The organism is Dyella caseinilytica, from assembly GCF_016865235.1.
GTDB lineage: Bacteria > Pseudomonadota > Gammaproteobacteria > Xanthomonadales > Rhodanobacteraceae > Dyella_B > Dyella_B caseinilytica.
Genome location: NZ_CP064030.1, coordinates 3,313,092 through 3,333,342 on the forward strand (window position 1 = coordinate 3,313,092; position 20,251 = coordinate 3,333,342).

Genomic DNA, 20,251 nt, shown 5'->3' on the forward strand with positions numbered 1-20,251 from the left:
ATAAGCTCCTGTAACCCGCGGGTTACTTGATCTCTTCCAGGTCGATGTCGATGCAAAGCGAACGGATTTCCTTCACAAGTACGTTGAAGGATTCCGGCATGCCCGCCGCCATCTCGTGGTTGCCGTCGACGATGTTCTTGTACATCTGGTTGCGGCCCTGCACGTCGTCGGACTTCACCGTCAACATTTCCTGCAGGGTGTACGCCGCGCCATACGCTTCCAGCGCCCAAACTTCCATTTCGCCGAAACGCTGACCGCCGAACTGCGCCTTACCACCCAGCGGCTGCTGCGTGACGAGCGAGTACGGACCGGTCGAACGGGCGTGCATCTTGTCGTCGACCAAGTGGTTGAGTTTCAGGTAATGCATGTAGCCAACGGTGACCGGGCGATCGAACGCCTCGCCGGTGCGGCCGTCGTACAGCATGGTCTGACCGGATTCGGGCAGATCCGCCAACTTCAGCATTGCCTTGATCTCTTGCTCCTCGGCACCGTCGAACACCGGCGTGGCCATCGGCACGCCTTCCTGAAGGTTGGTCGCCAGCGTGAGGATTTCCTCATCGGTGAGCGACTTCAGGTCGACGTGCTGCACAGCACCGGCAACGTGGTGGTTGTAGATCTGGTCGAGGAACTCGCGGACCTGCGCCACCTTCGCCTGCGCTTCGAGCATCTTCTGGATCTTCTTGCCCAGACCCTTTGCGGCCCAGCCAAGATGCACTTCCAGAATCTGACCGATGTTCATACGCGAAGGCACGCCCAGCGGATTCAGGCAGATGTCGATCGACGTGCCGTCAGCCATGTACGGCATGTCTTCCACCGGCACCACGTTGGACACCACACCCTTGTTACCGTGACGGCCGGCCATCTTGTCGCCCGGCTGGATGCGGCGTTTAACGGCCAGGAACACCTTGACCATCTTGAGCACGCCCGGTGCGAGATCGTCGCCCTGGGTGATCTTGCCCTGCTTTTCCTTGAAGCGCTTATCGAACTCTTCGCGATGACGCTTGACCTGATCGGCCGCACGCTCGAGGAACTCAGTGACTTCCTCGTCCTTGACGTTGATCTTGAACCACTCGTCCTTCTTCAGGCCGTCGAGGTAGTCGTTGGTGATTTCCACACCACGCTTCAGACCGGCCGGACCGCTGTTGGCGACCTTGCCGAGCAACTGCGCACGCATACGGTTGTAGATCGCGCCTTCGAGGATGCGGAACTGGTCGTCGAAGTCCTTGCGGATTCGCTTGATTTCCATTTCCTCGATCTGACGTGCGCGCTTGTCTTTCTCGATACCGTCGCGCGTGAACACCTGCACGTCGATAACGGTGCCGTCCATACCCGGCGGCACGCGCAGCGAGCTGTCCTTCACGTCGGACGCTTTCTCGCCGAAGATCGCGCGGAGCAGCTTTTCTTCCGGCGTCAGCTGGCTTTCGCCCTTCGGCGTGACCTTGCCGACCATGATGTCGCCGGCCTTCACTTCTGCGCCGATGTACACGATGCCGGATTCGTCCAGACGTGCGAGCGCCTGCTCGCCCACGTTCGGAATGTCGGCGGTGATTTCTTCGGCGCCTAGCTTCGTATCACGCGCGATACACGACAGCTCCTCGATGTGGATCGAGGTGTAGCGGTCTTCCTGCACGACGCGCTCGGAGAGCAGGATCGAGTCTTCGAAGTTGTAGCCGTTCCACGGCATGAACGCGATCAGCATGTTCTGGCCGAGCGCGAGCTCGCCCAGATCGGTCGACGAACCGTCGGCCAGCGTATCGCCCTTCGCCACGATGTCACCCACGTTCACCAGCGGACGCTGGTTGAGGTTGGTGTTCTGGTTGGAACGCGTGTACTTGGTGAGCGTGTAGATATCGACGCCGGCATCGTTATCGCCGACTTCTTCTTCATTTACGCGCACCACGATACGGCCCGCATCGACCTGGTCGATCACACCGCCACGCTTGGCGCTAGTGATGACGCCCGAGTCACGCGCCACAGCGCGCTCGATGCCGGTACCCACCAGCGGCGTCTGCGAACGCAGGGTCGGAACAGCCTGACGCTGCATGTTCGCGCCCATCAACGCGCGGTTCGCGTCGTCGTGCTCAAGGAACGGCACCAGCGCCGCTGCGACCGACACGGTCTGCATGGGCGAGACGTCCATGTAGTTGATCTCGGACGACGGACGCAGTTCGGATTCACCGCGGAAACGGCAGGACACGAAGTCTTCGACGAAGCCACCGTCCTTGCTGAGCGGCGAGTTCGCCTGCGCGATGACGTGGTCACCCTCTTCGATCGCCGACAGGTATTCCACCTGATTGGTGACCTTGCCGCCCACGACCTTGCGGTACGGCGTCTCGAGGAAGCCGTACTGGTTGGTGCGCGCGTACACGGCGAGCGAATTGATCAGACCGATGTTCGGACCTTCCGGCGTTTCGATGGTGCAGACGCGACCGTAGTGAGTCGGATGCACGTCGCGCACTTCGAAGCCAGCGCGTTCGCGGGTCAGACCACCGGGTCCCAATGCCGAAACGCGGCGCTTATGCGTCACTTCCGACAGCGGGTTGTTCTGGTCCATGAACTGCGAGAGCTGTGAGGAACCGAAGAATTCCTTCACCGCTGCCGCAACAGGCTTGGCGTTGATCAGATCCTGCGGAGTCAGGCCATCGGCTTCGGCGAGCGACAAGCGCTCACGCACGGCGCGCTCCACACGCACCAAGCCGATTCGGAAGGTGTTTTCCGCCATTTCGCCGACCGAACGCACACGACGGTTGCCGAGGTGGTCGATATCGTCGACGGTGCCATGACCGTTCTTGATCTCGATCAGTACCTTCAGCACATCAAGGATGTCGGAGGTTTCGCCCTGCGCGGCAACCAATGCCTGCGCATCTTCACTCTTGAATTCACCGAAGTACTTGTGGTCGTACAGCACGCCCGGACCAAGGATTTCCTTGCGGCCGACACGGCGGTTGAACTTCATGCGACCCACAGCCGACAAGTCGTAGCGGTCGAACGTGAAGAACAGGTTGAAGAACAGGTTCTGCGCGGCTTCCTTGGTCGGCGGCTCGCCCGGACGCATCATGCGATAGATTTCCACCAGCGCTTCGAGCTGCGTCTTGGTGTTGTCGATGCGCAGCGTATGCGAGATGTACGCACCGCGGTCCAGATCGTTCACGTACAGGGTCGGCAGCGTTTCGATGCCAGCCTTGCGGAAGTTCTCCAGCTGTTCGGCGGAGATTTCGTCGTTAGCCGAGGCCAGCAGTTCGCCGGTCTTCGGATCGACGATGTCGGTGGCGAGAATGCGGCCAACCGCATAATCATCCGGCACTTCCAGTGCAGTGATGTTCTCGGCAGCGAGCTGGCGAACGTGGCGCGCAGTAATACGCTTGCCGGCTTCCACCAGCACCTTGTCGCCGATCATCAGATCGAAGCTCAACGTTTCACCGCGCAGACGCTCGGCGACCAGCTCCAGCGTGGTACCACCCTTCTTGCCCAGGTGGAACACGTTGTGCTCGAAGAAGATGCCGAGCATCTCTTCGTTGCTGTAGCCCAGCGCACGCAGCAAAACCGTCACCGGCAGCTTGCGGCGGCGGTCGATACGGGTAAACAGTGCGTCCTTCGGATCGAATTCGAAGTCGAGCCAGGAGCCACGGTAAGGAATCACACGGGCGGAGAACAGCAACTTGCCGGAGCTGTGCGTCTTGCCGCGGTCGTGGTCGAAGAACACGCCCGGCGAGCGATGCAGCTGCGACACGATCACGCGCTCGGTGCCGTTGATGATGAAGGTGCCGGTGTCGGTCATGAGCGGAATTTCGCCCATGTAGACTTCCTGTTCCTTCACGTACTTCACGGCCTTCTTCGAGGCCGGGCTGTCCTTGTCGTAGATCACCAGGCGCACGGTGACGCGCAGCGGCGCGCCGTACGTCATGCCGCGGTTGCGGCACTCGCGCTCGTCGAACGGCGGTTCGCCAAGACGATAGTCAACATATTCAAGGGCAGCATTGCCCGAATAGCTCACGATCGGGAACACCGACTTCAAGGCGGCGTGCAGACCTTTGTCTTCGCGCTGCTTGGGAGCTACGTACTCCTGCAGGAATTCACGGTAGGAATCGGTCTGGATAGTCAGCAGGTTGGGCACGCCCAGTACGGGCGGACGCTTGCCGAAATCCTTGCGGATGCGCTTCTTCTCGGTAAACGAGTAGGTCATGATCGGTGACGCCTCGGTTCGCTGTGGCGCCGGTGGTGCACACACCGGCTAAATTGGGAAAGCTTGGATCTGGGGGATCGTGAATAGCGGCTCTTGCTCATAAAACCCTATTCGCGATGCCCGACATCCAGAGCGTCCGTGCCTGATGTATCTAAAAAGGCTCCTGCCTTTTTTAGATTCGCCAAGTCGCAAAACTTGGCTCCAATAAACCAAGCGCAAAACGCCTGGTTCGCGGCGAGCCATCCTTGGTCCGCAGATAACTGCCAAGCAGCCATCTGAAGCGGGCAAAGCCCGGGGACTCACGTCCCCAGGCTTGCTTGACGCTAGATCAAACTGACGGCGCGCAAGAGCGCCAATTACTTCAGTTCGACCTTGGCGCCGGCGGCTTCGAGGTCCTTCTTGAACTTCTCGGCGTCTTCCTTCGAAGCCTGCTCCTTCACGACGCCACCGGCTTCGGTGAGGTCCTTGGCTTCCTTCAGGCCCAGGCCGGTGATCGCGCGGACGGCCTTGATCACGTCGACCTTCTTCTCGCCGGCGTTGATCAGGATCACGTCGAACTCGGTCTGCGCTTCGGCAACCGGGCCGGCAGCGGCCGGGCCAGCAGCGACGGCAACCGGAGCAGCGGCGGACACGCCAAACTTTTCTTCGATGGCCTTGACCAGCTCCATCACTTCCATGAGCGACTTGGCGGCAACGGCTTCAACGATCTGTTCGTTGGAAAGGGACATTTTTATTTACCTCTGGAAATGGATTCGATTTAGATGAGCGTCGAACTTAGGCTTCGGCCGGGGCTTCGGCGGCAACTTCGCCACCACCCTGCTTGTCGGCCACGGCCTTGACGGCGCGCGCGAACATCGCAGCGGGTTCGGCCAGCACACGAGCCAGCATGGCGAGAGCCTGTTCGCGGGTCGGCAACGAGGCCAGCACTTCAACGTGCGCAGCCGGCAGCAGTTTGCCTTCCACCGAGACGACTTTCGCCTTGAGCTTGTCGTTGCCCTTGGCGAATTCCTTGATCAGACGACCGGCAGCGCCGGGTTCTTCCGTCGAGAATGCGTACAGCAGCGGACCGGTCAGGGCGTCCTTGACGACCTCGAACTCGGTACCAACCACAGCGCGCGCGGCGAGCGTATTCTTGACAACTTTCAAGAACACACCGGACTCGCGGGCCTTCTTGCGCATCGCGGTCATTTGTTCGACCGTGGTGCCCGCATACTCGGCAGCGACCAAGGAGTGAGCCTTCGCGGCAACTTCGGCCAGTTCGGCGACTACTTCTTGCTTCTGAGAGAGATTCAGAGCCATTTTTCACTCCTCTTATGAACTCCGCTCACGGCTCCTGCCGCTTGCGGTCCTGAGCGATGCCGTCCTTGACATCGGGGACTCAACGTCCCGGGTGGTGGCCTTTCCAGAGCGATTCCAGAAGGGGCAGCACCATCTACGCAGGCCAGATCGAAACCGGATTAAGCGACCCCGTTGGCGTCGACGGCGATTCCTTTGCAAATCGAGCTCCCTGCCCGTCGTCGTCGCGCGCTGGTCGCGCCTGCGGTCTTTGACGGCGGCTCCGGCGATTGCCGGGGCTACCTTCAAAAACTGCCTGCACGGACATGCTGCCCGCGCAGGACTTGAACTTGTTACTTGGCCGAGGTCGCGCTCAGGGTCGAGGTATCGACCGGCACGCCCACGCCCATCGTGCTGGACAGCGCAACCTTCTGCAGGAACTGGCCCTTGGCCGTCGACGGCTTGGCCTTCAGCAGGTCGGCAATCAGCGCATTCAGGTTGTCAGCCAGCTGTGCGGCTTCGAAGTTGGCCTTGCCGATGGTGGCGTGGATGATGCCCGCCTTGTCGTTGCGGAACTTCACCTGGCCGGCCTTGGCGTTCTTGACGGCCGTGACGACGTCGGCGGTAACCGAGCCATCCTTCGGGTTCGGCATCAGGCCACGCGGGCCGAGCAGCTGACCGAGCTTACCGACCACGCGCATCGCGTCCGGCGTAGCGATCACGCGACCGAAGTCGAGGTCGCCGGCCTGCATGCGCTCGGCCAGATCGTCCATACCCACGGCGTCAGCACCGGCAGCCTTAGCAGCTTCGGCCTTTTCACCAGCCGGGCAGAACACGGCGACCTTGACGGTCTTGCCGGTGCCGTGCGGCAGCAGCGAGGAGCCGCGCACGCCCTGGTCGGACTTCTTCGCATCGATGCCCAGACGCACCGCCACGTCCACCGACTCGGCGAACTTGGCCTTGGCGTTGTCCTTGACGATCTTCAGGGCTTCGTCCAGGCCATAGGTCTTGCCCGGCTGTACTGCCGCCTGGGCAGCCTTCATACGCTTGGTAATCTTTGCCATGTCTTAGCCCTCCACCACGAAGCCCATGCTGCGCGCGCTACCGGCAATGGTGCGCACCGCAGCGTCCAGATCAGCGGCCGTGAGATCCGGCTCTTTCTGCTTCGCAACGTCTTCGAGCTGCTTGCGGCTGATCTTGCCGACCTTGTCGCTGTTCGGCTTGGACGAACCCTTGGCGATACCGGTGACCTTCTTGATCAGCACGGAGGCGGGCGGGGTCTTGGTGATAAAGGTGAAGCTACGGTCCGAATAGGCGGTGATGATCACCGGAATCGGCAGACCCGGCTCCATCTTCTGCGTGGCGGCATTGAACGCCTTGCAAAATTCCATGATATTCAGGCCGCGCTGGCCGAGGGCCGGGCCCACGGGCGGCGACGGGTTGGCCTGACCGGCCTTGACCTGCAGCTTGATGTAACCGACAACTTTCTTTGCCATTGGATTTTCCTCGCGAGTTCAAGCGCCTTGCGGCTCCTCGCAGTGCACATTCCCTGGTGGGAGGGGACTTCGCGATCCTGCGAATTCCAGAAATACGGACACGCCGAGTCAAAAGACCCCGGCGTGAACCGCGTAGTTTAGAGATGAAACGGGCTTTAAGCAAGCCCTGTGCCGAAAAGCGATCTCAGGCCTTTTCGACCTGGCCGAATTCGAGCTCAACCGGGGTGGAGCGGCCAAAAATCAGCACGGCTACCCGCAGGCGGCTCTTTTCGTAGTTAACTTCCTCGACCACGCCATTGAAGTCGTTGAACGGACCATCGGTGACGCGGACCATCTCGCCCGGCTCGAAAAGCACCTTGGGCTTAGGCTTCTCCACGCCCTCGCGGACGCGGCTGAGGATGGTTTCAGCCTCGCTGTCGCGGATCGGCAGCGGGCGGTCGGCGGTGCCGCCGATAAATCCCATCACCTTGGGAGTTTCCTTGACCAGATGCCAGGATTCGTCGTCGATACGCGGGGCCTTGCCCTCGGTATCCGTCTCGATCTGCACCAGAACATAGCCCGGGAAGAACTTCCGCTCGCTACGGCGCTTTTGGCCACTGCGCATTTCGACCACTTCTTCGGTAGGTACCAGCACCTCACCGAACTTCTCTTCCATACCAGCGCGATGAATGCGCTCAACCAGGGACTTCTTTACCTGGTTCTCAAAGCCGGAATAGGCATGAACGACGTACCAACGCTTGCTCATCGCACGCTCCTTACGAACCTAGCTTGAGCAGCCAGTCGAGCACGACCGACTTCAGGATAAGGTCAATCAGACCCAGCAGCAGAGACAGCACGATGACCACAACAATGATGATGCCGGTGGTCTTGATCGTCTCGTCGCGTGTGGGCCAAACGACCTTGCGCATTTCGAATTGCGATTCGGCCAGGAAGTAACGGGCGCGGCGGCCAGGAGCCGTAAAGGCCGCAATGGCCAGCGCCGCGACAACCGCGACCAGAATGGTGATCAGGCGCAGCGGGGACGCCGCACCGATGTTGCCGAGGTAGGTGTATCCCACGATGCCAGCCGCCAGCACCACAACGGCCAGCACCAGCTTGCCGATGTCGGCGCCGCTTGTGCCTTTGGTCTGTTCAGCCTTGGTATTCATGCGCATCGTGCGGATGCTTGATGCAATCTGCCTGCGGCCGATTGCGACACATCCGCCATCATTCCTCGGAAGATGGCACGCCAGGAGGGACTCGAACCCCCAACCTGCGGTTTTGGAGACCGCTGCTCTGCCAATTGAGCTACTGGCGTACGTTTTGGTAACTAAAAGTGAAGTCGCTCGCTTTGCCGGCTGTAAAGCTGCGCTTTGCGCTGCGAGGGCTAAGCGACTGCCCCACCCTCGCGCTTCACAGCCCGCATCACGGGCGACTTCTCATTTTACAGCTTACTTGGTGATCTTGGCGACGACACCGGCGCCGACCGTACGGCCACCTTCGCGGATCGCGAAACGCAGACCTTCCTGCATCGCGATCGGCGCAATCAGCGACACCGAGATCTTCACGTTGTCGCCCGGCATCACCATCTCCGTACCTTCCGGCAGCTTGATCGCACCGGTCACGTCCGTCGTACGGAAGTAGAACTGCGGGCGGTAGTTGCTGAAGAACGGCGTATGACGGCCACCCTCTTCCTTCGACAGCACGTAAATCTCGCCTTCGAAGTCAGTGTGCGGCGTGATCGAACCCGGCTTGGCCAGCACCTGGCCGCGCTCCACGTCTTCACGCTTCGTGCCGCGCAGCAGCAGACCCACGTTATCACCCGCCTGGCCCTGATCCAGCAGCTTGCGGAACATTTCAACGCCCGTCACCGTCGTCTTGACCGTCGGCTTCAGACCCACGATCTCGATTTCGTCGCCAACCTTGATGATGCCCGTCTCCACACGACCGGTCACCACCGTGCCACGGCCAGAGATCGAGAACACGTCTTCCACCGGCATCAGGAACGCCTTGTCCAGCACGCGCACCGGCTCCGGAATGTAGCTGTCCAGCGCGTCCACCAGCGCAATGATCGCCGGCACGCCGATTTCCGACTGGTCGCCTTCCAGCGCCAGCTTGGCCGAACCCTTGATGATCGGGGTGTCGTCGCCCGGGAATTCGTACTTGCTCAGCAGCTCACGCACTTCCATTTCCACCAGCTCGAGCAGCTCGGCGTCGTCCACCATGTCGGCCTTGTTCAGGAACACGACGATGTACGGCACGCCCACCTGGCGGCTGAGCAGGATATGTTCACGCGTCTGCGGCATCGGGCCGTCCGCGGCCGAGCACACCAGGATCGCGCCGTCCATCTGCGCCGCACCCGTGATCATGTTCTTCACGTAGTCAGCGTGGCCCGGGCAGTCCACGTGTGCGTAGTGGCGGTTCGGTGATTCGTATTCCACGTGCGCCGTCGAGATCGTGATACCGCGCGCCTTTTCTTCCGGCGCCGCGTCGATCGCGTCGTATGCCTTGAACTCACCGCCGAATCGCTCTGCGCCAACCTTCGTCAGCGCCGCCGTCAGCGTCGTCTTGCCGTGATCCACGTGACCAATCGTGCCCACGTTCACGTGCGGCTTGGTGCGTTCGAATTTACCCTTTGCCATGAGCGTCAAATCCCGATGGAATCAGTGAGTGAGAGAAAGCCTAAACCAAGGTTATCAGGCGATACCGCGGTAGCCGTTTGCGGTGGTGCTCATGACTGGAATCGAACCAGCGACCTCTTCCTTACCAAGGAAGTGCTCTACCGACTGAGCTACATGAGCACAAAAAAACACGGCGACGAGATCAATGGAGCGGGAGACGGGAATCGAACCCGCACCATCAGCTTGGAAGGCTGAGGTTCTACCATTGAACTACTCCCGCCCTGTGCGGAACTCGTCTAACGGACCGCAACAGCGTACTTCCATTCGCCTTTGCGACCTTACTTACCAGCCCAGCCGGGTTGCCCGCGACAGTGACTGGTGGAGGGAGGTGGATTCGAACCACCGAAGGCGTAAGCCAGCAGATTTACAGTCTGCCCCCGTTGGCCGCTTGGGTATCCCTCCAACAAAGAACGGCTATTGTGTGGATCGGAGCCGGATGTGTCAACACCTTGACGATACTGAACGGCCATTTTTTCGAGATTTTTCCAACCAAACCGACGGCTCGGTTCAGTCGTTTCCTGCACCACGCGTATCGACCAGTTGCTCCATGCTCTTGGAGAGCTCAAGCAGATGCAGCGCCTTCTCTTGAAGACGTCGCTCATTGTCGTCGCGCGGAGTCCATTGCGGCACCGGCGTAGGCTTTCCATCCGGCTTGTCCAGCGCGACAAACACCATCACACAGCTGGTCGCCAAACGCTCTTCGCCGGTACGAAGATCACGCGCCAATACGTCCACCGCCATCTGCATGCTGGAGCGGCCGGTATGGATCAGCTTGGCCCGCACCGCAACTAGATCGCCAATCAGGATCGGCTTGACGAACTGGATGCCGCTGACCGCAGCCGTCACACAATAGGCTCCGCTCCAGCCTACGGCGCAGGCATAGCCGGCCTGGTCGATCCACTTCATCACCATGCCGCCGTGCACTTTGCCGCCGAAGTTGACGTCAGTGGGCTGGGCGAGAAAACGGAAAGTCACTTCATGTTGCTGGCCTGACATGCGATCTCCAACGGACTGAGCCAACGACCGAAAGGTTGCATTATGCCCTCTTGCCGCGCGCAACCGGCAGAATCATTTTCATCGGCGTTACCCGCAGACCATGGTGCGCGACCTGCTCTGGTCCGGTAGCGCGAAAACCAAAACGCAGATAGACAGGAACAGCGCAGCGCGTGGCATTTAGCGTAAAACGACGCGTCCCGGCACGACGAATGGCGTCCCGCATCGTCCGCTCCCATAAACGGCGGGCAATGCCGCGTCCCTGGTAACGCGTACCGACGAAAAAATGGACCAGATGGCAATCGTCTCGCATGCCCGAAACACCCACTAGCACATCCCCCAGATAGGCCAGATGCAGCCGCTGCCCCTGCACAATTTTCTCGCGCAGGAATGTCGTTGCGACGCGTGAAATAAAGGCCTTTCCGGCCTTGCGCGATTGATCTGGCAACACCCACTGCCGCACCACTCGACGTATCAGGATCGCGACAGCAGGCGCGTCTTCAGGCCGCGCCAGACGGATACGCAACACCTGTCCAGACATAGGAAAGTCCACGTAATGAAGTGCTTCTAGCGTGGCAAGAATCAGCGCATGAAAAAAGCCCCGCTTGAGCGGGGCTTTCATGTTCGCTGATCAATGCCTTAGACGTTGAACAGGAAGTGCAGCACGTCGCCATCCTTCACGACGTAATCCTTGCCCTCCTTGCGCAAACGGCCTGCCGCAGCAGCACCAGCCTCGCCCTTGAACTGGATGAAGTCGTCGTAGCCCACCGTTTCCGCACGGATGAAGCCGCGCTCGAAATCGGTGTGGATCACGCCTGCCGCCTGCGGTGCGGTGAAGCCGCGCTTGATGGTCCAGGCGCGCACTTCCTTCACACCGGCGGTGAAGTAGGTTTGCAGATTGAGCAGCTTGTAGCCGGCGCGGATCACACGATTGAGGCCAGGCTCTTCCAGGCCCAAATCCTTGAGGAACTCGTCACGATCGGCGTCGTCGAGCTGCGAAAGTTCTTCCTCGATGGCGGCGCATATCGGCACGACTTCAGCGCCTTCAGCGGTTGCGCGGGCGCGCACGGCGTCGAGATGCGGATTGTTCTCGAAACCGTCTTCGCGCACGTTGGCGATGTACATCAAAGGCTTCAGCGTGAGCAGGAACAGGTCGCGCACCAACGCCTTTTCGTCGTCATCCAGACCCAGGCTGCGTGCGGTCTTGCCTTCGTTGAGGCCAGCGGCAAGCTTTTGCAGCACCGGCTTTTTGGCCACGGCTTCCTTGTCGTTGGCTTTGGCAGCACGTTCGGCGCGATTCAATGCCTTCTCGACGGAATCCAGGTCGGCCAGCGCCAGCTCGGTATCGATGGTTTCGATATCGGCGATCGGATCCACCTTGCCAGCGACGTGCACGATGTCGCTGTGCTCGAAGCAGCGCACGACATGGGCGATGGCATCCACTTCGCGAATGTGCGCCAGGAACTTGTTGCCGAGGCCCTCACCCTTCGAGGCACCGGCCACCAGCCCTGCGATGTCGACGAATTCCACCGCGGTGGGAATGATCTTCTGCGGATTGACGATATCCGACAGCGCCTGCAAGCGCGGATCCGGCACCGGCACCACGCCCACATTCGGCTCGATAGTGCAGAACGGGAAGTTGGCCGCAGCGATGCCGGCCTTAGTGAGTGCATTGAACAGGGTGGACTTGCCGACGTTAGGCAGGCCGACGATGCCGCATTTGATACCCATGAGGAAATCCGTGAAGTCGGCGGATACGCCGCCAGTCAATGGTGAATGTCAGACCCGGAACCGTGATCAGCGAAGAACAAGCCTCGCGATACCAGCTCATGCCGTCTTGGTGTGCAGCTGTTGCATGGCTTTGTCGAACTGTCCGTCGACAGCCAGCGGCAGCACATCGAGCGCGCGAGCCATGCCGCCGATTATCGCATCTTCATCCTTCGCGGAAGGACGGCCGAGCACCCAAGGTGTCACCTTATCTTTGTGACCAGGATGGCCTATGCCGATGCGCAAGCGGTGAAACTTGGCGTGACCAAGGTGCGCAATCATGTCGCGCAGGCCGTTCTGGCCGCCATGTCCGCCATCAAATTTCATGCGGACGGTACCCGCATCGAGATCGAGGTCGTCATGCGCGACCAAGCACTCATCCGGCTCGATCTTGTAATAGCGCAGCGCCGAGACAACAGCGATGCCGCTCTTGTTCATGAAGGTGGACGGCTTGAGCAGCCACACCGGCTGGCTGCCGATGCGCACCTTGCAGGTTTCGCCGTGCAGCTTGCCGTCGAAACCGAAACGCTCGCCCTGCCCCGACGCCAGAGCGTCAACAAACCAGAACCCGGCGTTGTGCCGGGTTCTGAGGTATTCGGCACCGGGATTGCCCAGTCCGACGATGAGTCTTAGACCTGCCATGTGTCGGGTAGCGATATGGGCGCAAGAGTGGCCCCTCACCCTAGCCCTCTCCCTGACAGGGAGAGGGGGCAGGAAGCCGCAAACGGCTTACTTCTTCGCAGCGTCGCCGGCGGCCGGCTTGGCGTCGCCTTCGGCACCTTCGGCAGCCGGGGCTGCGTCGACTTCTTCCTGCACGAACGCAGCAGTGACCACAGCCACGTCGTGATCGGCACCCAGGTGCAGCGACGGGATTTCAACGTTGGCCGGCAGCTTGATCTCCGCCAGGTGGACGATGTCGCCGGGCTTGAGGTCGATCAGGTCGAGCTCGATGAACTCCGGCAGATCCTTCGGCAGGCAGGACACTTCCACTTCGTTGAGGTTGTGCGAGATGACCACACCGGCGGTCTTGCCGGCCGGGGACTTCTCCTGATTCAGGAAGTGCAGCGGCACGTTCACACGGATCGCTTCGTTCTCGTTGATGCGCAGGAAGTCCATATGCAGCATCTGCTGCTTGAACGGGTGCTTCTGCCAATCGCGCACCAGCACCTTCTGCACCTTGCCGTCGACGTTCAGGTCGAGCACCGAGGAGAAGAACCACTCGTGCTTGGCGGCGAGCAGGATGGTGTTGTGCTCGATCTGGATGCTTTCAGCGGGCTGGCCCGCACCGTATACAACGGCCGGCACGAAAGCCGCGTGACGCAGGCGGCGGCTCGCACCTTTCCCCTCGTCCTTGCGGCTCTGAGCCAGAATCTCATGAGTCTTAGCCATGTCAGTATTGCCTTGATTTAGGAAACCGCCTCGCGGCGATTGAACTGACTCCCCCGCGACCAGAGGAGCCGAATGATCCGCTTGCGCGGACGGAAAAGCGGGTAAGTATACAGAAAACCGCACGCCATGGCTTCCTCTACCCTGCAGGGGAGAGGGCTGAACTGAGGGGTCAACCTCGCCAGGGGAGCCGTCCGAAGCGCGATCTCATTGAAGTTTGGGGTAAGCCTTGCCCCCCACCTCTACCCTCTCCTTGGAGGGAGAGGAAGAAAAGCGAGCTGGGCTTAGTCGATGTAGAGCGAGCTCACCGACTCGCCAAAGGCGATACGGCGGATCGTCTCGGCCAGCAACTCGGCCACCGAAAGCTGGCGGATCTTGGCGCAGGCCTTGGCGTCATCGCGCAGCGGCAAGGTATTGGTGACCACCAACTGGTCGAGCTGGGAGCCTTCAATATTGCGGATGGCCGCACCGGAGAGCACCGGATGCACACAGTAGGCCACCACTTTGCGAGCGCCGCGCTCCTTCAGGGCAGCGGCAGCGGCGCACAGGGTGCCGGCAGTGTCGACGATGTCATCGACCATCACGCAGGTTTTGCCTTCGACGTCGCCGATGATGTTCATCACCGTGGCCACGTTGGCCTTGGGACGGCGCTTGTCGATGATGGCCAGGTCGGCATCGTCCAGGCGCTTGGCGATGGCACGGGCACGCACCACGCCACCCACGTCCGGACTGACCACGATCAGGTCGTCCATGCTGTGGTTACGCCAGATGTCGGCCAGCAGGATCGGCGAGGCGTAGACGTTGTCCACCGGCACATCGAAGAAGCCCTGGATCTGATCGGCATGCAGATCCACCGTCAGCACGCGATCCACGCCAGCGGTGCCAATGAGGCGGGCGACGAGCTTGGCGGTGATCGGCACGCGCGCTGAGCGCGGACGGCGATCCTGACGGGCATAGCCGAAGTACGGCATGACGGCGGTAACGCGGGATGCCGAGGCGCGCTTGAGGGCATCGACCAGGGTCAGCAGTTCGAACAGGTTCTCGGCACTCGGCGCACCCGTGGGCTGCAGCACGAACACTTCCTGGTTACGAACATTCTCTTCGATTTCAATCTGAACTTCGCCGTCGCTGAACTTGCCGACGAGTGCCTTGCCTAGCGGCACGCCCAATCGATGAGCGACATCTTCAGCCAGGCCACGGTGAGCGTTGCCGGCAAACAGCATCGGGCTGGACGTATCCACGGTTGTTTCCTCAGAAACCAGGCCATTGTATGAATGGCTGGGGCGGTAGGATTCGAACCTACGCATGCGGGAATCAAAATCCCGTGCCTTAACCAGCTTGGCGACGCCCCAGTGTTACTACTCGTTTGTATTGTGCTTCCCGGCCGACTCAGTCCGTTGCAGCATGACGCACCAGCGCCCTGCGCAACGGCGATAACCCAACACCTTCGGCCACCCAGGCCGTGAACGTTGCCGGGCAGCGCCTGGCGACTGCCTCAGCCCGCTCGGGCGTTACCGTTTCGAGGAAAACACAACCACCGCTGCCGGAAAACCGAGCGTGGCCGTGGCTTCCGAGCCAGTCCCACGCCGCGGCAACCCGAGGGTAGCGCGTGCGAACGACTGGTTCGAACACGTTCTCCAACGTTTCGCCGGAAGCAAAGAAGGAAATTGTCGCCGGGGGCGCATATCGTGTCAATTCAGTTGCTTGAAATATTTCGTCGATCGGCACGTATTCGTGTGCATCGAGCAGTACGTACCAGCGTCGCGGCAACTTGACTGGCCTGAACCTGTCGCCGGATTCGGAGGCTTGCACGGTACGGCTGCGCACGAATACGGACACGTCCGAACCGAGTTCATCTCCCAGCTCCGCCAATTCATCCGCACTCAGGCCGAGGTGCCAGATATGGTTCAGGGCCACCAGCACGGTGGCCGCTATCGAATTTTCCCTACCGATACCGACGCCATCCGGAACGCGCAGGTCGATCTCGATATCCGCACCAGCTTGAATACCGGCATGGTCACGCAATCGTTTCGCTGCATGCAGTGCGCAGTCGAGTTGAGGGCGGCAGTCGATCACGTCGTCTTGGCGCGTACGAACACGTACCTCATCGCCTGAGTCGAGCAATTGGATGATGCGCTGAGGCTTATTCGGCAAGAACAGATCGATCTTTGCGGGTGCCGGCCAGACGGTCCATTCGTTTGCCGGCGGAGAGGCCAGCTTGCGCGACATGAATACGCGCAAGCTATCGGGAAACCCGTTTTCGCGATCGCGGTCGCGCGCATACGCAAAGTCGGGATCATGCTTGTCGACGACCTCGAACCCATGACTTACGTAGAACGGCGCGTTCCAGGGCACATCCTCCAAGGTGCCAAGATCGACACGGCGATAGCCAGCGGCCCTCGCCCATGCACAGGCATGCTCTAGCAATGCGGCTCCGATGCCACGACGGCCATAGGCCGGCAGCACATCGATCTCGGCGATACCCGCTACGTTGCTGCCTTCTTCGGTATCGAGCCAGATGAAACCTACTGGCTCATCGTTGCCTTCAGGCAATGCCACCCAAACGAGCCCTCGCCGGATTTCTTCTGCAAGTTGTTCAGGCGGAATGGATATGGCGGAGTAAAAAGGCCACGCCTTGTGCCCGCGAAACAGTTCGACAGCGGCGCGTTCAATGGCGCAGATAGCGTCGACTTGGCTGATGACAGCGCGTTCAATGCGAAAGGATGACAACTTACTGCATGCTCCACGAGTTGATCTTCAATCGCACCTTATAGGGCGGTTTGTCAGCAAATACCTTGACGGGCAACGGCGGTTGGCGCGTCGTATCCCATACGGGATAACTCACCGACCAGCCATCCTGTTGCAATAGCGATGGCAATTTGTTGTCGCCAAAGCTCAGTGCAGCACCAGCGCCTTGGGCACGCACGCCCAGCACCCAGGCGCGCAGCTCATCCAATGGGATGTCCCACCCCATGGCGCGACGCATCAGCGCCTCTGCACTTGCTCCTTGCAGCGGACCGCCATCCACGCCTTCCAGCAAGGCCCCATCGGGACCACCGGTGAGATGAACGCTCTTGCCGGTGATCGGATAAAGCACCGTGAAATCGTAGTGCTCACCGTTTTGAATCCAGGTGAGCGTACCACTGCCACCGTCCTTGCCGTTCGAAACCGAAATAAGTCCTTGCAGCGTCCAGTGATCGGCATTCGCCAGTTGCTGCTCACGCGCGGCTTGCTGCGCCAGCGAAACGGCATCGCCCTGGTTGCGCACCAATTGCTTTTGCGGCACGCACGCAGCCAGCAACAGCGGCGCAAGCGCCGCGAGAAAACGGAGAGATGATTTCATGGCTCAAGACGCTTCAAGGTTTGTTGCAGGGTGCTGTTGTGAGGATCCATGCGACGCACTTCGTCGAAAACCTGCTGCGCCTGCTCGTGATGGCCCTGCTTCCATAGCACTTCGCCCAGATGCACGCCGACATCAGCATCCTTGCCGTTCTGCCATGCGCCACGCAATACCTGAGCCGCTTGATCGAGGTGGCCCAGGCGGTATTGCAGCCAACCCCACGAATCGGCAATGGAGGGATCATCTGGTTTTGCGGCGCGCGCGGCGGCAATCAGTTTCTCGGCTTCCGGCAGGTCGCGCCCGGCATCGGCCAGCGTGAAACCAAGTGCATTGCTGGCGTCAATGTCGTCCGGCTTGATTTGCAGCAAACGGCGGAAATCAGCTACCGCCTGATCGATTTTGCCGATCTCTGCATAGGCCAGACCACGCCCGTACAGAAGATCCGGATCATCCGGCACGACTTGCAAGGCGTGGCTGAAAGCATCGGTTGCTTCGGTGTAACGTTTTTCGCGCAGATACAGGTCAGCATCCACCTCATACGCACGGCGCAGCTGTGCCGGCTGGTCGAGGTAATCGGTCTGCATCTCAGCCAGTTGCTGATGTGCCTCGGCGCTGCGTCCCAGATCTTGCAGCAGGATGGCCGTGCGCAGATCGGCATCGAAGGCGTGATCGTCGTCGTCCGGCACCTGGTCATACCATTTCAGCGCTTCTTCCTTGCGACCCAGCACTTCGGCAAGCTGCCCAAGCAGATAGGCACTCGCAGTACGCACATTGTCGGGTGCCTGCGAGAGCTGCTTGTAGACCTGCTCCAGTGATTTGTTGTCCTTGGCGCTGGCTGCAAGCGCGGCACGCATGGCGTAGGTCTGCGCGTTCTGCGGCCCCTTCTCCAGCATCTTGGCGGCCTGGGCGTAGTCGCCGCTTTGCCCCAGCACGGACGCGTACGTCAGACGCAACCCGATGTTGGTGGGATCTTTCACTTGGGCTTGCTTGAGCAGATTGAGCCCCCCGGTGCGATCACCGTTGTTGAGCTTCAGCTGCGCGGCCCAGGCATAGGTCTCGGCGGTGCCGAAGCGCTTCATCGCGCCATCGGCAAGCTGCTGCGCGTAGGCGTGGCGGCCAAGTTGCTCACCCAGTTCGCTCATCGCCAACCAGGCCTTGGGATCAGGCGGGAGGCGGTCCGGTGTGGCCAGGGATTGCAGCAGGCTGGATGCCAGCGCGGCATCACGGCTGCCGATCAGTACACGCCCGAACATGCGCCAGGCATCCTTGTCGCCACTGGCCAGCAGCAGGGAAAGCTGGCGCTTGGCCTCCTCCGTCTGGCCTTGCTCCACCGCCAGTTCGGCGCGGGCCTGGGCCAATTGCGCTGGACTGGCGCCAAGCGCCTGCCAGCGGCCAATGGCCTGGTTGGCGGCGTTCGGGTCATGGATGGCGATCGCCAGAGCAGTGGCCTTGCCGGCCACCTCGGGATCGTTCGAAATCCTCATGGCCTTGCCATAAGCCTGCGAGGCGGCCTTGAGATCGGCGCTGGACAACGCCAATTCACCAGCCATCAACTGGGCCAACAAATCGTGGTCCAGATCCGGCGTAGCCACCGTCATCCGCGCCAGCGGCTGCGGTGACGACGCCGGAGTCTCGCCGGCCCGATTGGGCAGCGAGGCGCAACCCGCGACACCCAGCGCCACCAATCCCACCGCCACATACTGCCGCACTTGCTTGAACTTGACCGTTCCGCTCAGCACACTATTCCTCCACACTACCTGTCGGTTCCGGTCATATCCGGCCATGCCTAGTCTACGCCGGCCAACGTCCGTCGCCTGCCATCGCATCACGTCATGAAGCTGATCGCTCTCGGACTCAACCACCTCACCGCGCCGGTCACCCTGCGCGAGCAAGTGGCGTTTGACGAAGATGCAACCAGCGCGGCGCTGCGCGAACTGGCGCAGGAACCCGGCGTCGACGAAGCCTTGATCCTTTCCACCTGCAACCGCACCGAGCTTTACGTCAGCGTAACGCCTGACGCGGAAAACGCGCCGCAGGATTGGCTCAATCGTCACCATCGTCTGACTCCGGGGAAGCTTGACGAGTTCCTTTATCGGCATGATGACGAAGCGGCCGTGAGGCATATGTTTCGGGTCGCCACCGGGCTCGACTCCATGGTGTTGGGCGAACCGCAGATCCTGGGCCAGGTAAAGGATGCCTACCAACAGGCCCGCGAAGCCCATGCACTGAAAACACCGATGGACCGCTTGCTGCAACACACCTTCGCAGTGGCCAAGCGCGTACGCACCGACACCCGGATCGGCGCACACACCGTCTCAGTGGCCTTTACCGCCGTGCGGCTGGCCGAACGGGTCTTCACCGATCTGCGCCAAGCCTGCGTGCTGCTCATCGGTGCCGGAGACACCATCGAGCTGGCGGTACGCCATCTGGCGGAAAAGCAGGTGCGTCGGTTGATCGTTGCCAACCGCACGCTGGAAAATGCGCAGGAGCTTGCGAGCCGCCACGGCGGCTATGCGATCAGCCTGCACGATCTTCCGCAGCATCTGGCGGAAGCCGACATCGTGATCGCCTCCACCGCCGCCCGCCAGCCGGTGCTGACCCGTGCCATGGTGGAAAAGGCTATCGCCGCACGCCGCCGCAAGCCGATGTTCATGGTGGACATCGCCGTGCCGCGCGATATCGAACCCGCCGTGGGCGAGCTCGACGATGTTTATCTGTACGGCATCGATGACCTGCGCCAAGTCATCGACGACAACCTCCGTTCGCGCGTAAACGCCGCACGTGAAGCGGATGCCATCATCGACCTGCAAGTCGAGCGCTACATGGCTTGGCGCCGCGCGCTGACCGTGAAGAATCCCGCGCTGGACCTGCGCCAGCACGCTGAAATCTATCGCGACCAGGTGCTGGAAAAGGCCCGCGCCATGATCGCCCGCGGTAAATCGGCGGACGAGGCATTGGCGTTCCTCGCCAACACCTTGACCAACAAGCTGCTGCATCATCCGAGCGCACGCCTGCGCGAAGCCGTACTCAGCGGCGATCACGAATTACTCCACGCCGCCGGGCGTTTGTACGGGTTGGACGAAGAAGAACAAGCCGGGCTCAGAAACGAGTTGCTGGACGACAAATAGCGAGAGCGGCTTGCTGCCGCGGG

At 60.9% G+C, this 20,251-nt stretch carries 18 protein-coding genes and 5 tRNA genes; 1 reads left to right on the forward strand and 22 read right to left on the reverse strand.

Annotation, left to right across the window (positions count from 1 at the left end):
- Positions 1-22: 22 nt before the first annotated feature.
- From rpoB to ISN74_RS14585, 22 genes are all read right to left on the reverse strand, one after another.
- Positions 23-4,186 (reverse strand): DNA-directed RNA polymerase subunit beta, encoded by a 4,164-nt coding sequence (gene rpoB / locus ISN74_RS14480; protein WP_188800657.1) that lies wholly within the window; start codon positions 4,184-4,186, stop codon positions 23-25.
- A gap of 353 nt (positions 4,187-4,539) precedes the next feature.
- Positions 4,540-4,911 carry a 50S ribosomal protein L7/L12 gene (gene rplL, locus ISN74_RS14485; RefSeq protein ID WP_188799899.1) on the reverse strand — a complete coding sequence of 124 codons (372 nt, stop codon included), beginning with the start codon at positions 4,909-4,911 and terminating at the stop codon, positions 4,540-4,542.
- Positions 4,912-4,957: 46 nt separating this feature from the next.
- A complete protein-coding gene (gene rplJ, locus ISN74_RS14490) occupies positions 4,958-5,482 on the reverse strand; it encodes a 50S ribosomal protein L10 (protein ID WP_188799900.1) in 525 nt (174 codons plus the stop codon).
- 329 nt (positions 5,483-5,811) lie between these two features.
- Complete coding sequence (rplA, locus tag ISN74_RS14495) at positions 5,812-6,522, reverse strand: 50S ribosomal protein L1 (RefSeq protein WP_188799901.1); 711 nt, start codon at positions 6,520-6,522, stop codon at positions 5,812-5,814.
- Between the two features lie 3 nt (positions 6,523-6,525).
- Complete coding sequence (rplK, locus tag ISN74_RS14500; protein WP_188799902.1) at positions 6,526-6,954, reverse strand: 50S ribosomal protein L11; 429 nt, start codon at positions 6,952-6,954, stop codon at positions 6,526-6,528.
- A 184-nt stretch (positions 6,955-7,138) separates the two neighbouring features.
- Complete coding sequence (gene nusG, locus ISN74_RS14505; RefSeq protein WP_188799903.1) at positions 7,139-7,699, reverse strand: transcription termination/antitermination protein NusG; 561 nt, start codon at positions 7,697-7,699, stop codon at positions 7,139-7,141.
- Positions 7,700-7,709: 10 nt separating this feature from the next.
- The gene (secE, locus tag ISN74_RS14510; protein WP_188799904.1) at positions 7,710-8,102 is read right to left on the reverse strand and encodes a preprotein translocase subunit SecE; all 393 of its coding nucleotides are present in this window, start codon (positions 8,100-8,102) and stop codon (positions 7,710-7,712) included.
- A gap of 73 nt (positions 8,103-8,175) precedes the next feature.
- Positions 8,176-8,251, reverse strand: a tRNA-Trp gene (locus ISN74_RS14515).
- Between the two features lie 133 nt (positions 8,252-8,384).
- Complete coding sequence (gene tuf / locus ISN74_RS14520) at positions 8,385-9,575, reverse strand: elongation factor Tu (protein ID WP_188799894.1); 1,191 nt, start codon at positions 9,573-9,575, stop codon at positions 8,385-8,387.
- Between the two features lie 83 nt (positions 9,576-9,658).
- Positions 9,659-9,734, reverse strand: a tRNA-Thr gene (locus tag ISN74_RS14525).
- Positions 9,735-9,760: 26 nt separating this feature from the next.
- Positions 9,761-9,834: transfer RNA gene (locus ISN74_RS14530), tRNA-Gly, on the reverse strand.
- Between the two features lie 96 nt (positions 9,835-9,930).
- Positions 9,931-10,016: transfer RNA gene (locus ISN74_RS14535), tRNA-Tyr, on the reverse strand.
- A 105-nt stretch (positions 10,017-10,121) separates the two neighbouring features.
- A complete protein-coding gene (locus tag ISN74_RS14540; RefSeq protein WP_188799905.1) occupies positions 10,122-10,610 on the reverse strand; it encodes an acyl-CoA thioesterase in 489 nt (162 codons plus the stop codon).
- A 40-nt stretch (positions 10,611-10,650) separates the two neighbouring features.
- Entirely contained in the window at positions 10,651-11,229 is a 579-nt protein-coding gene (locus ISN74_RS14545; protein ID WP_229679294.1) for a GNAT family N-acetyltransferase, read from the reverse strand.
- Between the two features lie 17 nt (positions 11,230-11,246).
- Positions 11,247-12,338, reverse strand: a complete 1,092-nt coding sequence (gene ychF / locus ISN74_RS14550; RefSeq protein ID WP_188799906.1) for a redox-regulated ATPase YchF — start codon at positions 12,336-12,338, stop codon at positions 11,247-11,249.
- 96 nt (positions 12,339-12,434) lie between these two features.
- Entirely contained in the window at positions 12,435-13,016 is a 582-nt protein-coding gene (pth, locus tag ISN74_RS14555; RefSeq protein WP_188799907.1) for an aminoacyl-tRNA hydrolase, read from the reverse strand.
- 87 nt (positions 13,017-13,103) lie between these two features.
- Entirely contained in the window at positions 13,104-13,763 is a 660-nt protein-coding gene (locus tag ISN74_RS14560) for a 50S ribosomal protein L25/general stress protein Ctc (RefSeq protein ID WP_188799908.1), read from the reverse strand.
- A gap of 281 nt (positions 13,764-14,044) precedes the next feature.
- Positions 14,045-14,983 (reverse strand): ribose-phosphate diphosphokinase, encoded by a 939-nt coding sequence (locus ISN74_RS14565; RefSeq protein WP_188800659.1) that lies wholly within the window; start codon positions 14,981-14,983, stop codon positions 14,045-14,047.
- 52 nt (positions 14,984-15,035) lie between these two features.
- Positions 15,036-15,112, reverse strand: a tRNA-Gln gene (locus ISN74_RS14570).
- A 37-nt stretch (positions 15,113-15,149) separates the two neighbouring features.
- On the reverse strand, positions 15,150-16,490 hold the full coding sequence (gene ispE / locus ISN74_RS14575) for a 4-(cytidine 5'-diphospho)-2-C-methyl-D-erythritol kinase (RefSeq protein WP_188799909.1): 1,341 nt from the start codon (positions 16,488-16,490) through the stop codon (positions 15,150-15,152).
- 1 nt (position 16,491) lies between these two features.
- Positions 16,492-17,103 (reverse strand): lipoprotein insertase outer membrane protein LolB, encoded by a 612-nt coding sequence (lolB, locus tag ISN74_RS14580; RefSeq protein WP_188799910.1) that lies wholly within the window; start codon positions 17,101-17,103, stop codon positions 16,492-16,494.
- Complete coding sequence (locus ISN74_RS14585; RefSeq protein ID WP_229679296.1) at positions 17,100-18,839, reverse strand: tetratricopeptide repeat protein; 1,740 nt, start codon at positions 18,837-18,839, stop codon at positions 17,100-17,102. The genes lolB and ISN74_RS14585 overlap by 4 nt, the downstream gene beginning before the upstream one ends.
- Before the next feature lie 93 nt (positions 18,840-18,932).
- Here ISN74_RS14585 and hemA point away from each other — a divergent pair, with 93 nt between their 5' ends.
- Positions 18,933-20,228 (forward strand): glutamyl-tRNA reductase, encoded by a 1,296-nt coding sequence (hemA, locus tag ISN74_RS14590; RefSeq protein ID WP_188799912.1) that lies wholly within the window; start codon positions 18,933-18,935, stop codon positions 20,226-20,228.
- The last annotated feature ends 23 nt before the right edge of the window (positions 20,229-20,251 follow it).

Excerpts from the sequence above, each read along its gene's own strand:
- rplL (WP_188799899.1), bottom strand. The coding sequence starts at position 4,911 with ATGTCCCTTTCCAACGAACAGATCGTTGAAGCCGTTGCCGCCAAGTCG.
- rplJ (WP_188799900.1), bottom strand. The coding sequence starts at position 5,482 with ATGGCTCTGAATCTCTCTCAGAAGCAAGAAGTAGTCGCCGAACTGGCC.
- rplA (WP_188799901.1), bottom strand. The coding sequence starts at position 6,522 with ATGGCAAAGATTACCAAGCGTATGAAGGCTGCCCAGGCGGCAGTACAG.
- rplK (WP_188799902.1), bottom strand. The coding sequence starts at position 6,954 with ATGGCAAAGAAAGTTGTCGGTTACATCAAGCTGCAGGTCAAGGCCGGT.
- nusG (WP_188799903.1), bottom strand. The coding sequence starts at position 7,699 with ATGAGCAAGCGTTGGTACGTCGTTCATGCCTATTCCGGCTTTGAGAAC.
- secE (WP_188799904.1), bottom strand. The coding sequence starts at position 8,102 with ATGAATACCAAGGCTGAACAGACCAAAGGCACAAGCGGCGCCGACATC.
- tuf (WP_188799894.1), bottom strand. The coding sequence starts at position 9,575 with ATGGCAAAGGGTAAATTCGAACGCACCAAGCCGCACGTGAACGTGGGC.
- ISN74_RS14540 (WP_188799905.1), bottom strand. The coding sequence starts at position 10,610 with ATGTCAGGCCAGCAACATGAAGTGACTTTCCGTTTTCTCGCCCAGCCC.
- ISN74_RS14545 (WP_229679294.1), bottom strand. The coding sequence starts at position 11,229 with ATGAAAGCCCCGCTCAAGCGGGGCTTTTTTCATGCGCTGATTCTTGCC.
- ychF (WP_188799906.1), bottom strand. The coding sequence starts at position 12,338 with ATGGGTATCAAATGCGGCATCGTCGGCCTGCCTAACGTCGGCAAGTCC.
- pth (WP_188799907.1), bottom strand. The coding sequence starts at position 13,016 with ATGGCAGGTCTAAGACTCATCGTCGGACTGGGCAATCCCGGTGCCGAA.
- ISN74_RS14560 (WP_188799908.1), bottom strand. The coding sequence starts at position 13,763 with ATGGCTAAGACTCATGAGATTCTGGCTCAGAGCCGCAAGGACGAGGGG.
- ISN74_RS14565 (WP_188800659.1), bottom strand. The coding sequence starts at position 14,983 with ATGCTGTTTGCCGGCAACGCTCACCGTGGCCTGGCTGAAGATGTCGCT.
- lolB (WP_188799910.1), bottom strand. The coding sequence starts at position 17,103 with ATGAAATCATCTCTCCGTTTTCTCGCGGCGCTTGCGCCGCTGTTGCTG.
- hemA (WP_188799912.1), top strand. The coding sequence starts at position 18,933 with ATGAAGCTGATCGCTCTCGGACTCAACCACCTCACCGCGCCGGTCACC.